Raw genomic sequence first — 14,184 nt, forward strand, 5'->3', positions numbered from 1 at the left:
GAGCGTACGGCGCCGGGCGGCGGGTCGCGCCTCCGCGGCGGCCCGTTGTGGGGGAACTCACCCGCGCTGTCACCGGTTCGGATGGACGTGCCGCGGTGGCGGTGCGGGTTCGGGCGGGGCGGGTGCGGGGGCGGCGGTGGGGCTCCGGGCGGGCGGGCCGGTCACGGGCCGGGGGCGGACCGGGCGCGGACCGGGGCGGGCGAGGGACGGGGCGGGCGCGGGCCGGGTCGGCGGGGGAAGCCCGGCCGGCCGGCGGACGGGCGCGGGTGGCGGGGCGGTGGGATGCGGGGGGCGGTAACGTCCGGGGGTATGGACACGTCCTGGTGGCCGGCGCTCGTCGCCGTCGTGGTGGTCGCGCTCGTCGCGGCGGTGGCCGACGGGTGGGGGCGCTCCGGGCGCCGCCCCGGTGGCGGCGCGGCCGGTGGCGGCCGGCCGGGGCGCGGGCCGGGTGGGCGGACGCGGCCTCCCGGCCGGCCTTCGGTGCGGCGGCCCGGCGCGGCGCCCGCGCGGCGGCCGGAGCCGGGTGAGATCTGGTGGGCCGACGTGCCGTTCGAGGACGGGCCGGGGTCGAAGGACCGGCCGTGCCTGGTGCTGGCGGTGCGGGGGGACGCGGCGCTCGTCGCGAAGATCACCAGCAGGTACCGGGAGGAGCGGGCCGGGGTGATCGTGCTGCCGCCGGGGTCCGTGGGGGACGCGCGGGGCCGCCCGAGCTTCCTGGAGACCGGGGAGCTGCGGGACGTGGGCCTGGGGGAGTTCAGGCGGCGGGTCGGGTCGGTCGACCCGCTGGTGTGGGAGCAGGTCAGTCACCTGGCCGCCGAGTGACCGGCCGCTGACGCCGGCGGGCCGGCCCGCACCGGGCGCCGCCCCGTACGCGGGCCGGCCCGCCTCCGGCCGGGTGGGCGGCGGGGGCGGGCCGGTGGGTGGGCGGGCCGGGGCGTCAGGCCCAGAGCTGGCCCTGGAGGGTCTCGATCGCCGCTTCCGTGGTGGGCGCGGTGTACACGCCCGTCGACAGGTACTTCCAGCCGCCGTCGGCGACGACGAAGACGATGTCGGCGGCCTCGCCCGCCTTCACCGCCTTGCGGCCGACGCCGATCGCGGCGTGCAGGGCCGCGCCGGTCGAGACGCCCGCGAAGATGCCCTCCTGCTGGAGGAGGTCGCGGGTGCGGGTGACCGCGTCGGCGGAGCCGACGGAGAAGCGGGTGGTCAGGACGGAGGCGTCGTACAGCTCGGGGACGAAGCCCTCGTCGAGGTTGCGCAGCCCGTAGACGAGGTCGTCGTAGCGGGGCTCCGCGGCGACGATCCGGACGTCGGGCTTGTGCTCGCGCAGGTAGCGGCCGACGCCCATGAGGGTGCCGGTCGTGCCGAGCCCGGCGACGAAGTGCGTGATGGACGGCAGGTCGGCGAGGATCTCGGGGCCGGTCGTCTCGTAGTGGGCGGCGGCGTTGTCCGGGTTGCCGTACTGGTAGAGCATCACCCAGTCCGGGTTCTGGCCGGCCAGTTCCTTGGCGACCCGGACGGCGGTGTTGGAGCCGCCCGCCGCGGGCGACGAGATGATCTCGGCGCCCCACATGGTGAGCAGGTCGCGCCGCTCCTGGGAGGTGTTCTCGGGCATGACGCAGACGATGCGGTAGCCCTTGAGGCGGGCCGCCATCGCGAGGGAGATGCCCGTGTTGCCGCTGGTCGGCTCCAGGATGGTGCAGCCCGGCTGGAGCCGGCCGTCCTTCTCCGCCTGCTCGATCATGTGCAGGGCGGGGCGGTCCTTGACGGAGCCGGTCGGGTTGCGGTCCTCCAGCTTCGCCCAGATGCGCACGTCCTCCGAGGGGGACAGGCGCGGCAGGCGGACGAGCGGGGTGTTGCCGACCGCGGCGAGGGGGCTGTCGTAGCGCATCAGTACATTCCGCCGGCGACCGCCGGGAGGATCGTGACGTTGTCGCCGTCGGCCAGCTTGGTGGAGATGCCGTCCAGGAAGCGGACGTCCTCGTCGTTGAGGTACACGTTCACGAAGCGGCGGAGTTCACCGCCGTCCACGATGCGGTCCTGGATGCCCGTGTGGCGGGTCTCGAGGTCGGCGAACAGCTCGGCGAGGGTCTCTCCGCTGCCCTCGACGGCCTTGGCGCCGTCGGTGTAGGTGCGGAGGATGGTCGGGATGCGGACCTCGATGGCCATGGTGTGGACTCCTGTGAGGGCTGGTGCGGGAGGGCTGGTGCGGGCGGCGGACGGGCCGGGGCGTGCCGGATGCCGCCTGGCCGGGGGTGTCCGCCGCGGGCGTGCGCGGTGGCGCGGGGACGTGCGGTGCGGCGGGTCGTGCGCGTCGGGCCGCCGCTCAGGCGGCGGCGCCGCGGGGACAGATGGCGCTGGCGAGGCGGCACAGGTCGACGTGCAGCCGCGCGACGAGCAGGACGGGGCCCGGCGTCTTTTCGCTCACGTCGATGGAAACCATGCGGTCATGGTATCGATTCCCGCTCGCCCGACCCGAGTGTGATCTCGTATGGCGGACGGAGCCCGCTCACCATGCGGGCCCCGTGCCGGGGTGCCGCAGGTCAGTACGTTTCGACGACCTCGACCTCTTCCTCGGTGATCTCGCCGTCCACGATGCGGTACGAGCGGAACTGGAAGGGTCCGGCGCCGTCGGTGTCGGCGGTGGAGACGAGGACGTAGTGGGCCCCGGGCTCGTTGGCGTAGGTGACGTCGGTGCGCGACGGGTACGCCTCGGTGGCCGTGTGGGAGTGGTAGACGACCACCGGCTCCTCGTCGCGGTCGTCCATCTCGCGGTAGAGCTTGAGCAGGTCGCCGGAGTCGAACTCGTAGAAGGTGGGCGAGCGGGCGGCGTTCAGCATGGGGATGAAGCGCTCGGGGCGTCCGGTGCCGGCCGGCCCGGCGACCACTCCGCAGGCTTCGTCGGGGTGGTCGGCGCGGGCGTGCGCGACGATCTGGTCGTACAGGGCCCGTGTGATGGTCAGCATGGGCATCAGGATAAGCAGACGGGCCCGCCCGTACCGAGGGATGGTACGGGCGGGCCCACATGCCGGACAGCGGCGCGGTGTCAGCGCTTGAAGGCGGCGTTCTCCGGGTCGCGCGAGCGGAGCATCCGGTAGGAGACGCCCAGGATGAGCGCCCAGATCGGGGCGCAGTACAGGGAGACCCGCGCCTCGGCGTCGAGGGCCATCAGGACGATGACGCCGAAGATGAACAGCAGGGCGAACCAGCTGGTGTAGGGGGCGCCGGGGGCCTTGAAGGGGGACTGCGGCAGCTCGCCCCGGTCGGCCTTGGCGCGGTAGCGGATCTGCGAGATCAGGATCATGATCCAGGCCCACATGCCGGAGATGGTCGCGAAGGAGACGACCTTCTCGAAGGCGTCGCCCGGCCACTGGTAGTTGATCCAGACGCCGACGAGCATCAGGGCGGCCGAGAAGGTGGTGCCGAGCAGCGGTGTGCCGGACTTCGTCAGCCGGGTGAACAGGCGGGGGCCCTGCCCGTTGAGGGCGAGGTCGCGCAGCATGCGGCCGGTGGAGTACATGCCGGAGTTGCAGGACGACAGGGCGGCGGTGAGCACCACGAAGTTGACGATGGCGGCACCGACGCCGAGGCCCATCTGCTCGAAGGCGGCGACGAACGGCGAGACGCCCGGCTTGAAGTGCGTCCACGGGACGACCGACAGGATCATAACGAGCGCGCCGACGTAGAAGACCGCGATGCGCCAGGGGACGGTGTTGATCGCCTTGGGGAGGGTCGTCTCGGGGTCCTTGGACTCGCCGGCGGTGACGCCGACCAGCTCGACGGCCATGAAGGCGAACATCACGATCTGCAGGGTGACGACGGTGCCGCCGATGCCCTGCGGGAAGAAGCCGCCGTGGGCCCACAGGTGGGTGACGGACGCGGTGTCGCCGGCGTCGGAGAAGCCCAGGGTGAGGATGCCGGCGCAGATCAGGATCATGCCGACGATGGCGGTGACCTTCACCATCGAGAACCAGAACTCCAGCTCGCCGAAGAGCTTCACGGAGATCAGGTTCGCCCCGTAGAGGACGACGGTGAAGACGAGGGCCGAGATCCACTGCGGGATGTCCCACCAGTACGTCATGTACGTGGCGGCGGCGGTGACCTCGGTGATGCCGGTGACCACCCAGAACAGCCAGTACGTCCAGCCGGTGACGAAGCCGGCGAACGGGCCGATGAACTCGCGGGCGTACTCCGAGAAGGAGCCGGACACCGGGCGGTACATGAGCAGTTCGCCCAGGGCCCGCATGATGAAGAAGATGACGAGTCCGGCGATCGCGTACGCCAGGATCAGGCTCGGGCCGGCCTTGGAGATGGCCTTGCCCGCGCCGAGGAAGAGCCCGGTGCCGATGGCTCCGCCGATGGCGATCATCTGGATCTGCCGGGCGCCGAGGCCCCGCTGGTAGCCCTCGCCGACGGCCTCGTCGCCGCCGTGGTCGGTTGCGACCTTCGATGAGGTCATGGTCTTCGGTGCGCCTTTCTCCACGCTGATCCCCCCGGAACTTGGCTGGAGTGCCGCCGGCGGTCGGCCGGCTGTGGCGCCCCCGGGAGCATGGGTGGCGCTCCCGGCGGTCGTGCAGATGTATCACAGCCGATTACCTGTGTGAGCGCCCGCTTTGTGGCCTGCGACACAACCAAAGAGCGGCACTTCGGCCATTACCTGGCGGAAAAGGGCGTCTCATCATTAACAGATCGTTATATGGAGTTGAGCATCCGCTGAGCGAACGGTGGAGCGGAGGTGGCCGGCGCGTGAACGCGCCCCCGCACCGGGTCGGTGCGGGGGCGCGTGGGCCGTACGGGGCCGGGCCGGACCGGGGTCCGGCTGGGGGACCGGCCCGGCGCCGGCGGTCAGAGGGCCTTGGCCGGCTCCTCGTCCCGCTTCTCCGGCTCGGTGCCGGCCTTGCGGGCCTTGACGTGGTCGAGGAAGGAGTTCAGCTCGCGCTTGACGATCGGCGCCAGCAGGTACAGGCCGATGATGTTGATGACGGCGAGCATGAACAGCACCGCGTCGGCCATGTCGATCAGGGTCTGCAGGGTGAGCAGGGAGCCCGAGACGGCGAAGACGGTGTAGACGACCTTGTAGGTGATCTCGCTGGCGCGGCTGCGGCCGAAGAGGTGGGTCCACGCCTTCAGGCCGTAGTACCCCCAGGTCAGCACGGTGGAGATGGCGAACAGCATCACCGCGAAGGTGAGGATGTACGGGAACCAGGGCAGCACCGTCGCGAAGGCGTCGGAGGTGATCGTGACACCGCCGATGGACTCGCCCTGGCGGGCCTCGTTCCAGCTGGCCGGGTTGGCGATGACGATGGTCAGCGCGGTCATGGTGCAGATGACGACGGTGTCGATGAACGGCTCCAGCAGGGCGACCAGGCCCTCGCTGGCGGGGTGCTTGGTCTTGACCGCGGAGTGGGCGATCGGGGCGGAGCCCAGGCCTGCCTCGTTGGAGAAGGCGGCCCGCTTGAAGCCGATGATCAGGGCGCCGAGGACACCGCCGGCGACACCCTGCGGGTTGAAGGCGCCCTCGATGATCTGCGCGACCGCGGACGGCACGGCGGTGACGTTGACCAGGATGACGACGAGGCAGCCGGCGATGTAGATGCCCGCCATGGCCGGGACCAGCCGGCTGGTGACGTTGGCGATGGAGCGGATGCCGCCGAGCAGGACGACGCCGACGAGCGCGGCGATCAGGATGCCGAAGAAGAGGGCGCCGGCGGAGGAGCCCATGACGCCGTCCTCGCCGCCGGTGACGGAGACGAGCTGGGCGTACGACTGGTTGACCTGGAAGAGGTTGCCGCCGAAGAGGCCGAAGAACAGGACCATGGCGGAGGCCAGGACGGCCAGGACCTTGCCGAACTTCTTGCCGGTGGCACCGAAGCGCTCGGCGAAGCCCTTGGGCAGGTAGTGCATCGGGCCGCCGGAGACCGTGCCGTCGGCGTGCTCCTCGCGGTACTTCACGCCGAGGGTGACCTCGACGAACTTGGTGGCCATGCCCAGCAGGCCGCAGATGATCATCCAGAAGGTGGCGCCGGGGCCGCCGATGGAGACCGCGACGGCCACACCGGCGATGTTGCCGAGGCCCACCGTGCCGGAGACGGCGGCGGTCAGCGCCTGGAAGTGGTTCACCTCGCCGGCCGCGCCGTGGTCGTCGTACTTGCCACGCACCACATCGATGGCGAGGCGGAACTTGCGGAGCTGGACGAAGCCGAACCAGCCGGTGAAGACGAGACCGGCGACCACGAGCCAGGCGACGATGAGCGGGAGCTGCGTGCCGGCCACGGGGACGGAGTAGAAGACGACCTCACCCAGCCAGGCGGCTATGGGTTCCACGAAGTCGCTGACGCCTTCGTCGATCGATGTGGTGATGGAGTCCAGAGACATCTGACTACCTCAATGGCGCAGGGGACCTGCTGGGCACACGGCCGCAGCAGCAGAGGGGGTGCGGGTTGAGCGAACGCCGTTGTCCGGTCCGGCGATGTGCCACCCGTCGTCCGCGGACTCGGACGAGGTGGGTCACACATGTCATGCGTAGGTGGCTGGATTAATCCACTCGTCCGCCGGCGTTTGCCGTAGTTCACCGGCGGAGTTGCGAAGTTTTACCACGTGCTTCACTGATCGTTGCGTGACCTGGGTCACACAATGGCGACTGAATCCGGCCACGCGGAAGAGAAGTGCAGGAGCGGTGATGCGATCGTTATCTGGGACGCGCCGTTCGATCAGCGGACAGCGGCGCGGCGCGGAGGAGCCGGTAGGAGACGGCTCCTGCCTGCACCCATTACGGCGGGTGACCACGGAAGGGGCCCGGTCCGGCACCCCGCGAAGGCCCGGCGGGCGCCCGGCGAGGATGCGCGGAGGGGCGGGTGCGCGTGCGCGCGGAGGGGCGGGTGCGGGGGGTGCGCGGAGGGGCGGGTGCGGGGGTGCGCGGAGGCGGGTGCGCGTGCGCGCGGAGGGGCGGGCGGGGACGCGGGTGTGTGCGGGGGTGCGGTGGGGATGCGTGCGGCGGGTGCGGTGGGGGTGCGCGGAGGCCGGGAAGGGCGGGGGCGGGAAGGCGGGGCGCGGGGAGGAGTGCGCGCGGGACGCGCGGATGGGGTGCGGCGCGGGAGGCGGGTGACGGCCGCCGGGGGCGCGGGAGGCGGGCGCGCGGATGGGGTGCGGCGCGGGAGGCGGGTGACGGCCCCCGGGGGCGCGGGCGGCGGTCAGGCCGCCGGGGAGGCGGGAGCGTGCGGGGCCCGTGGTGCGTCACGGGTGGCAGGGGCCCGGCTGCGAGGACGGCCCCGCCCGCCACGGCGTCCGCGGTCCTCGCGCCCGCGGCGCCCGCGGCCGTACGCTCAACCCATCAGGGCCTCGACCAGCGTCTCCTGGAGGGCGCCCAGCCAGAGGTAGGCCATCACCATCGGCTTGCGGGGATCGGTGTCCGGCAGCCGGTACAGGTCCTCGTTCTCGTCGTCGTCGGAGACGTCGAGGCGGGCGCCGATGGTGAGGCGGAGGTCGTTGAGCGCGCCGAGCCAGCGGCGGGACTCCTCGGCCGACAGCTCCAGGCGCCCGCCGCCCGTACCGTCCCCGGCGCCGGGCATGGCGTCGAGGGAGCGGACGACGGCGAGGGCGTCCTCGCGCTTGCGGGTGCGCAGGTCGTTCTCGGTGTAGCGGCGGAACTCGGCGGACGCGGCCCGCGCCTCGTCGTCGCCGTCCCCGTACGCGTCGGGGAAGAGGCGCGCCAGCGCCGGGTCGGCCGGCTTCTCGCTGGGGCCGTCCTTGAAGAGGGCCGCGAGCGGGTCCTCGTCCGGGCCCGGCTCGTCGCCCGGCCCGATCAGCTCCAGCATCTGCACCGCGAGGGAGCGCAGGATGGAGACCTCGACCTCGTCCAGCGGGACGGCGGCGCCGCCGCCGGGCAGCGCCTCGAAGTGCCCGCTCATCAGCCGCGGTCCTGGGAGAGGGTCGCCCACAGCCCGTAGCCGTGCATCGCCTGCACGTCGCGCTCCATCTCCTCGCGGGTGCCGCTGGAGACCACGGCCCGGCCCTTGTGGTGCACGTCGAGCATCAGCTTGTGCGCCTTGTCCTTGGAGTAGCCGAAGTACGTCTGGAACACGTACGTCACGTAGCTCATGAGGTTGACCGGGTCGTTGTGGACGATCGTCACCCACGGCACGTCGGGTTCGGCGACGGCGTGGCCCTCTTCCGCCGGGGCCGTGCGTTCGATCTCTACGGGAGCAACACTCACCTCCCCAATGCTGCCACTGCCCAGGGGCCGCCGCATAAACGGACCCCCTTATTCCGCCACGCCCCCTCCGCCGGGCCGCGGGGGCGGCCCCGGGGCGCGGCGCGGGACCGCCACGAGGCCGGTCACGGGAGCGGTCGCCGGGGTGGTCGCGGAGGGGCCGCCGCGGGGGCGCGGAAGCGGTCGCGGGGGTGGCGCGAAGTGGGTGTGGAGGGGGCGCGGAGGAGGGCGCGAAGGGGGGCGCGGAGGGGGGCGCGGAAAGGCCGGCAGGACTATTCGTCATTCTGACGAGTATTCGGGGTACGATCCTGGCATGAACGCTGCGGACCTAGGGCTTCCGGTGGCTGTGCCGTCCACCGCGCTCTTCACCGACCAGTACGAGCTGACCATGCTGCAGGCGGCCCTGCGGGGCGGCACCGCCGAGCGCCGCTCGGTCTTCGAGGTCTTCACCCGGCGCCTCCCCGAGGGCCGCCGGTACGGGGTCGTGGCCGGTACCGGCCGGGTCCTCGACGCCGTGGAGAACTTCCGCTTCGACGACGCCGTGCTCGCCTTCCTGCGCGAGCGGGGCATCGTCGACGAGCCGACGCTCGCCTGGCTCGCCGACTACCGCTTCCGCGGGGACGTCCACGGCTACCCCGAGGGAGAGGTGTACTTCCCCGGCTCGCCGATCCTGCGCGTCGAGGGCACCTTCGCCGAGTGCGTGCTGCTGGAGACGGTGATCCTCTCCATCCTCAACCACGACTCCGCCATCGCCGCCGCCGCGTCCCGCATGTCGAGCGCCGCGGGCGGGCGCGGCCTGATCGAGATGGGCGCCCGCCGCACCCACGAGCTGGCCGCCGTCGCCGCCTCGCGCGCCGCCTACGTGGGCGGCTTCGACTCCACCTCCGACCTGGCCGCCGGCTTCCGGTACGGCATCCCGACCGTCGGGACCTCCGCGCACGCCTTCACGCTGCTGCACGACACCGAGCGCGACGCGTTCCGGGTGCAGGTGGACGCGCTGGGCCGGGGCACGACACTGCTGGTCGACACCTACGACGTGGCCGAGGCCGTGCGGACCGCCGTCGAGGTGGCCGGGCCGGAGCTGGGCGCGGTGCGCATCGACTCCGGCGACCTGCTGCTGGTGGCGCACCGGGTGCGGCAGCAGCTCGACGAGCTGGGCGCCCGCTCCACGCGGATCGTCGTCACCTCGGACCTCGACGAGTACGCCATCGCCTCGCTGGCCGCCGCGCCGGTGGACGCGTACGGGGTGGGCACCCAGCTCGTGACGGGCAGCGGCCACCCGACCTGCTCCATGGTCTACAAGCTGGTCGCCCGCGCCGACTCGGCCGACCCCGCCGCGCCCCTGCGGCCCGTGGCGAAGAAGTCGCTGGGCGGCAAGGCGTCGGTGGGCGGGCGCAAGTGGGCGGCGCGGCGGCTGGACGCCGACGGCGTCGCCGAGGCGGAGGTCGTGGGCACCGGGCCCGTACCGGCGGAGCTGGCCGGCCGGCAGATGCAGCGGCAGCTCGTCAAGGCCGGCGAGGTCGTCGCGCGGGAGCCGCTGGACGCGGCGCGGCGGCGGCACATCGCGGCCCGCGCCGGGCTGCCGCTGTCGGCCGTGCAGCTCTCGCGGGGCGAGCCGGTGCTCCCGACGGAGTACGCGACGCCGTAGGCCGTCCGTTCCCCTCCCGCCGGGCCGGGGAAGTCTCTACGCTCGAACACGTCCGCACGACCCGTATGACCCGCACCTCCCGCACCTCCCGCGCGGCCCGTGCGTCCCCCGCGACCCGCACGATCCGTGCGTCCCGCACGACCCGCACGACCCGTGCGTCCCCACCGAGACCGCCGACCGCTCCCCCACCGTAAGGACACCCGCCATGCACCGCGCATTGATCGTCGTCGACGTTCAGAACGACTTCTGCGAGGGCGGCAGCCTCGCGGTGGTGGGCGGCGCGGACGTCGCCGCCGCCATCACGGACCTGGTCGGTGAGACGGCCGGGACCGGCTACCGGCACGTCGTGGCCACCCGCGACCACCACGTCGACCCGGGCGACCACTTCGCCGAGCACCCCGACTTCGTCCGGTCCTGGCCGGCGCACTGCGTGGCCGGGACGGAGGGCGTAGGCTTCCACCCGAACTTCGCGCCCGCCGTCGCCTCGGGCGCCGTGGACGCGGTCTTCGACAAGGGCGCGTACACGGCGGCGTACAGCGGTTTCGAGGGCACCGACGAGAACGGGACCTCCCTCGCCGACTGGCTGCGCGCCCACGACGTGGCGGAGGTGGACGTCGTCGGCATCGCGACCGACCACTGCGTGCGGGCCACGGCCCTGGACGCGGTCGCGGAGGGCTTCCGTACGCGGGTGCTGCTGGACCTCACCGCGGGCGTCGCCCCGGAGACCACGCGCACGGCCCTGGAGGAGCTGCGGGCGGCCGGCGTCCAGCTCACGGGCAAGCCGGTCGTCTGAGGGCGGGCGGTCCCGCGCCGGGCGCCCCGGGCCGCGGAGGGCGCCCGGAGGGGCCTCAGGCCGGGCCCGGGGCCAGGAGGGACCGTATGGGGCGCCACAGCTCCGGCTCGCGGCTCGGGGAGGTCCGCCACAGCAGGCCGTCCGGGTGGTGGAGCACCGCCGTGATCTCGTCCGGGGTCGGCGGGTGGGTGTTGCCCCGCAGGTAGACGCGCAGGCCCAGGTTGCGCAGCCGGGTCAGGGCGCGCGGGCGGTTCACCGCGTGCACCAGGATGCGGACCTCGCCCTCGCCGCCGGGATGGGGCAGGCTCAGCGCGACGACCATGCTGCCGCCGGGCAACGTGCAGAAACCACCACCGGGCATGCCGAAACGCTCCCCCGTCGAAGGCGTGTCCATGAGGACTCGGTCGCCTGCACCTAAACACGACCGGCCGCCGCCCCGCCAGGGGGCGGCGGCCGATCAGGCTGTGACCTGCGGCTTAACGGGTCACTTGGTGGAGGGGCCCACCTGGACGGTGATCGTCTGGCCGTTGCGCGGCTGGTGGACGATCGCGATCCGGGTGTTGGTGTCGTTCACCTTCACACCGGCGCGCGGGTTGCTCTCGAACCAGTACACGCCCTTGCGGTCGTCGAAGACCGGGTTGCCGGGCAGGCCGCCGATCCGCTGCGGCTCGTCCGCCTTGTGCAGGGTGATGCGGTCGGTGCGGAACCGGCTGAACGGCGCGTCGTGCGACTGCACGCGGTTGCGCATCAGCGTGCCGTCGGCCCAGGTCAGCGGCTTGGCGTGGGCGTCGATCGGGAGGACGAGGCCCTCACCCGGGTGGACGGCGGTGTTGTTGTCCTTCTGGGAGGTGTCCCACTTCCAGATCAGCAGGCCGGTCTGGTACGGGTAGTGCTCCACCCAGCTGGCCTTGTCGCCCCCGAAGCCGAAGTTGTAGGGGCCGACCTTCAGCGTCGCGTCGTAGGAGACGTACTGGCGGTTCTCCGCGATGTAGTACTGCGGGTAGTCGTCGCTGATCGACTCGCCGATGCGGGAGAAGCCCTTCGACTCCCAGCCCGCGGCCTCGGTCTCGGCGTCGTCGGAGAAGACCGGGGCGCCGTCGGCGGTGACGGTGATGTTGTCCGCCGCGAAGCCCTTCTGGGCCACGCCGCCGTCCGTCTGGTAGCGGAAGCGGATGTCGACCTTCTTGCCCGCGTACGCGTCGAGCGGGTACACGAGCTTCTTGAACGCGCCGGACACACCCGTCAGCCCGGCGGAGCCGCCGGCGTCCTTGGTGATCGGCGTGCCGTCGGCGGTGCCGTCGAGGGCGGTCCACCGGGCGCCGCCGTCCGTGGAGACCTCGGCGTACAGGTAGTCGTACTCGTCCTCGATGTCCCACCAGCCGTCCAGGGAGAGCTGGGCGGTGGACTTGCCCGTCAGGTCGACGGAGCGGCTGAGGGTGTTCTTCAGGTCGTCACCCATGTCGCTCCACCACTGGGTGGCGCCCTGGGCCGGCTTGACGATCGGGGTGGTGACCCGCTTCTTCGGCAGCTCGACGATGAGCGCCTGCGGGTTCTTCGTGTTGTACTCCGAGACGCCCAGCTTGTGGCGGGACTTCGTGGCGGCCTTGGCCTTCTCGTAGTCCAGCCAGCCGAGCTGCAGCTTGTCCCACGAGGTCATGTCGCCCGGCATGTCGCCGATGGAGTCCTTGCCCGTGCCCAGCCAGGAGCCGGAGGACATCAGGGACCAGAAGCCCGTGGAGTTCTCGGCGCCCGCGCGGCCGGAGGTGTCGTACAGGTCCGGCAGGCCCAGGTCGTGGCCGTACTCGTGGGCGAAGACGCCGAGGCCGCCGTTCTCCGGCTGCATCGTGTAGTCGCCGACCCAGATGCCGGTGCTGCCGATCTGGGTGCCGCCGGCCTTGTTGTTCGCCGGGCCGGTCTTGCCCGCGTCGGTGCCGTACGCGTACCAGCGGTGGGCCCACAGGGCGTCGCCGCCCTGGGCGCCGCCGCCCGCCGACTCGTCCTCGCCCGCGTGGACGATCTGGAAGTGGTCGATGTAGCCGTCGGCCTCGTTGAAGTCGCCGTCGCCGTCGAAGTCGTAGCGGTCCCACTGGTCGTACTCGGCCAGCATCGCCTTGATCTCGGCGTCCGACTTGCCCTTGGCCTTCTGGTCGTCCGACCAGGCGGTCACGCCGTCGCGGACGGCGTCCCAGACGTTGGAGCAGTTGGACTGGCCGCAGAAGTTGGAGCCGTAGCGGGCCTCGTTGTACTCGACCTTGACCCAGTCGGAGACGGTGCCGTCGACCGAGTAGCGGCCGGACGAGGTGCGCTCGTAGTAGGTCTTGAGCGAGTGCTTCTGGTTGCCCCGCTCGTCCTTGCCGGTGCCGAAGTACAGGTCCTGGAAGTGGTCCCGGTCGTAGTCGGCCTGCCAGGCGGTGGAGTTGTCCTTCTTCCGGTCCGGCTTCGCTATCTGGTTGTGCAGCGGGCCGGGCGTGCCGCCGTACTTCGGCTTCAGCTCGTCGGTGTCGTCGTCCTTGCGGTCGACGAGCGTCTCATTGTCGACCTTGTCGCCGAACTCCACGAGGATGGTGAAGATCTTGTCGGTCTTCTCCCGGCCGAGCTCGACGTACTTCTTGGCGTCGAGCTTGACGACCTTGGAGGCGCCGCGGCGCTCCACCTTGGTCTCGCCGGAGAGCACCTGCTCCAGGGCGGCCTCGCGCTGCTTGGCCTGCTGCTCGGAGAACGGGCCCTTCAGGTCGTGGTCGACGGCCGCGGCCTTCTCGTGGGCGTGGCCGTGGTGGTCCGCGCCCGGCGCCGGGTCGTGGCGCTCGATGCCCGTCTCCGGGCGGTTGTCGGCCTGGGCCGTCGTCAGGGCTCCGGCGGTGGCGGCGGTCGCGGCCATGGCCACGAGCACCGCGGACGTGCGGAACGCCCGTCGTCTGCTGGTCACTTGTAAGTTTCCTCCCCTGCGAACCGCCGACGCGGATGGGGGGTCACGTGTTTATCCGCGTGCGGTGTCGCGCCACAAGTGACGACATTCGACCGGACTTACGCGAGAAAAGACAGTCTTGACTTGTGCAGGCCAAGTGCCCTATGTGGACAGCCCGATCCGTATAGCGGACACCGCCCGTGACCCCGTGCGCCCTTGACGCACCGGAACCCCGTGCCGGGTGGCGCTTGCCCTTGGCGCATGCCGGACACGGGGCTCCCCGGGGCCGTAACCTCGATGGCGACCGCGTCGCGAGAGACTCACCACGAGGACGGAAACCGTCATGCCGCGTCCGAACGCCGCACATCTCGCCCTGGGTTCGGCGGCCGTCGTCTGCTCGGCGATCGCCCTGCTGCTGACCGGCACGACGAGCGGCGCCGGGATCGCCCTGGTGGTGCCGGTCTCCCTGGCCCTCGGACTCGCGACGACCCTGGCCGCCGCGCGGGGCGCGGCCGGACGGGGCGCCGGCGGGCGGGGCGTACGCGTGTCCGCGGGGCCCGCATCCGGGCCGCGGACGGCGCCGAGGGGGCGCGCGGGCGCCGGGGCGCCGGGCGCCAGGAGGCCCTGAGCGG

The 14,184-nt window shown here is 72.3% G+C and carries 14 protein-coding genes; 4 read left to right on the top strand and 10 right to left on the bottom strand.

The window, feature by feature from the left end; all coding sequences use genetic code 11:
* Nucleotides 1-309 precede the first annotated feature (309 nt).
* Nucleotides 310-822 carry a type II toxin-antitoxin system PemK/MazF family toxin gene (locus CP974_RS10675; RefSeq protein ID WP_069976576.1) on the top strand — a complete coding sequence of 171 codons (513 nt, stop codon included), beginning with the start codon at nucleotides 310-312 and terminating at the stop codon, nucleotides 820-822.
* A gap of 115 nt (nucleotides 823-937) precedes the next feature.
* Here the strand turns inward: CP974_RS10675 and CP974_RS10680 are convergent, their stop codons facing one another.
* From CP974_RS10680 to clpS, 8 genes are all read right to left on the bottom strand, one after another.
* The gene (locus tag CP974_RS10680) at nucleotides 938-1,888 is read right to left on the bottom strand and encodes a PLP-dependent cysteine synthase family protein (protein WP_031136059.1); all 951 of its coding nucleotides are present in this window, start codon (nucleotides 1,886-1,888) and stop codon (nucleotides 938-940) included.
* Nucleotides 1,888-2,166: a MoaD/ThiS family protein gene (locus CP974_RS10685; protein ID WP_031136061.1), complete on the bottom strand. Its 279-nt coding sequence runs from the start codon at nucleotides 2,164-2,166 to the stop codon at nucleotides 1,888-1,890. Before CP974_RS10685 ends, CP974_RS10680 begins: the two co-directional genes overlap by 1 nt.
* Before the next feature lie 157 nt (nucleotides 2,167-2,323).
* Nucleotides 2,324-2,440, bottom strand: a complete 117-nt coding sequence (locus tag CP974_RS30835; protein ID WP_310587663.1) for a putative leader peptide — start codon at nucleotides 2,438-2,440, stop codon at nucleotides 2,324-2,326.
* 100 nt (nucleotides 2,441-2,540) lie between these two features.
* The gene (locus tag CP974_RS10690) at nucleotides 2,541-2,963 is read right to left on the bottom strand and encodes a M67 family metallopeptidase (protein ID WP_031136063.1); all 423 of its coding nucleotides are present in this window, start codon (nucleotides 2,961-2,963) and stop codon (nucleotides 2,541-2,543) included.
* A gap of 80 nt (nucleotides 2,964-3,043) precedes the next feature.
* Nucleotides 3,044-4,456, bottom strand: a complete 1,413-nt coding sequence (locus CP974_RS10695; RefSeq protein WP_031136064.1) for an amino acid permease — start codon at nucleotides 4,454-4,456, stop codon at nucleotides 3,044-3,046.
* Nucleotides 4,457-4,842: 386 nt separating this feature from the next.
* On the bottom strand, nucleotides 4,843-6,372 hold the full coding sequence (locus CP974_RS10700; RefSeq protein WP_031136066.1) for an alanine/glycine:cation symporter family protein: 1,530 nt from the start codon (nucleotides 6,370-6,372) through the stop codon (nucleotides 4,843-4,845).
* A 947-nt stretch (nucleotides 6,373-7,319) separates the two neighbouring features.
* The gene (locus CP974_RS10705) at nucleotides 7,320-7,904 is read right to left on the bottom strand and encodes a DUF2017 domain-containing protein (RefSeq protein WP_031135632.1); all 585 of its coding nucleotides are present in this window, start codon (nucleotides 7,902-7,904) and stop codon (nucleotides 7,320-7,322) included.
* Nucleotides 7,904-8,245: an ATP-dependent Clp protease adapter ClpS gene (clpS, locus tag CP974_RS10710; RefSeq protein WP_051839948.1), complete on the bottom strand. Its 342-nt coding sequence runs from the start codon at nucleotides 8,243-8,245 to the stop codon at nucleotides 7,904-7,906. Before clpS ends, CP974_RS10705 begins: the two co-directional genes overlap by 1 nt.
* 274 nt (nucleotides 8,246-8,519) lie before the next feature.
* Here clpS and CP974_RS10715 point away from each other — a divergent pair, with 274 nt between their 5' ends.
* Together CP974_RS10715 and CP974_RS10720 are read left to right on the top strand one after the other, a co-directional pair.
* Entirely contained in the window at nucleotides 8,520-9,854 is a 1,335-nt protein-coding gene (locus CP974_RS10715) for a nicotinate phosphoribosyltransferase (RefSeq protein WP_031135635.1), read from the top strand.
* 205 nt (nucleotides 9,855-10,059) lie between these two features.
* A complete protein-coding gene (locus tag CP974_RS10720) occupies nucleotides 10,060-10,647 on the top strand; it encodes an isochorismatase family protein (protein WP_031135637.1) in 588 nt (195 codons plus the stop codon).
* A gap of 55 nt (nucleotides 10,648-10,702) precedes the next feature.
* Here the strand turns inward: CP974_RS10720 and CP974_RS10725 are convergent, their stop codons facing one another.
* Both CP974_RS10725 and CP974_RS10730 read right to left on the bottom strand, forming a co-directional pair.
* A complete protein-coding gene (locus CP974_RS10725; protein WP_031135639.1) occupies nucleotides 10,703-11,008 on the bottom strand; it encodes a hypothetical protein in 306 nt (101 codons plus the stop codon).
* Nucleotides 11,009-11,131: 123 nt separating this feature from the next.
* Nucleotides 11,132-13,573 carry an immune inhibitor A domain-containing protein gene (locus CP974_RS10730; RefSeq protein ID WP_031135640.1) on the bottom strand — a complete coding sequence of 814 codons (2,442 nt, stop codon included), beginning with the start codon at nucleotides 13,571-13,573 and terminating at the stop codon, nucleotides 11,132-11,134.
* A gap of 322 nt (nucleotides 13,574-13,895) precedes the next feature.
* Between CP974_RS10730 and CP974_RS10735 the strand changes: the two genes are divergently transcribed.
* Nucleotides 13,896-14,180: a hypothetical protein gene (locus tag CP974_RS10735; protein WP_085921352.1), complete on the top strand. Its 285-nt coding sequence runs from the start codon at nucleotides 13,896-13,898 to the stop codon at nucleotides 14,178-14,180.
* The last annotated feature ends 4 nt before the right edge of the window (nucleotides 14,181-14,184 follow it).

It is taken from the genome of Streptomyces fradiae ATCC 10745 = DSM 40063, from assembly GCF_008704425.1.
Lineage (GTDB): Bacteria > Actinomycetota > Actinomycetes > Streptomycetales > Streptomycetaceae > Streptomyces > Streptomyces fradiae.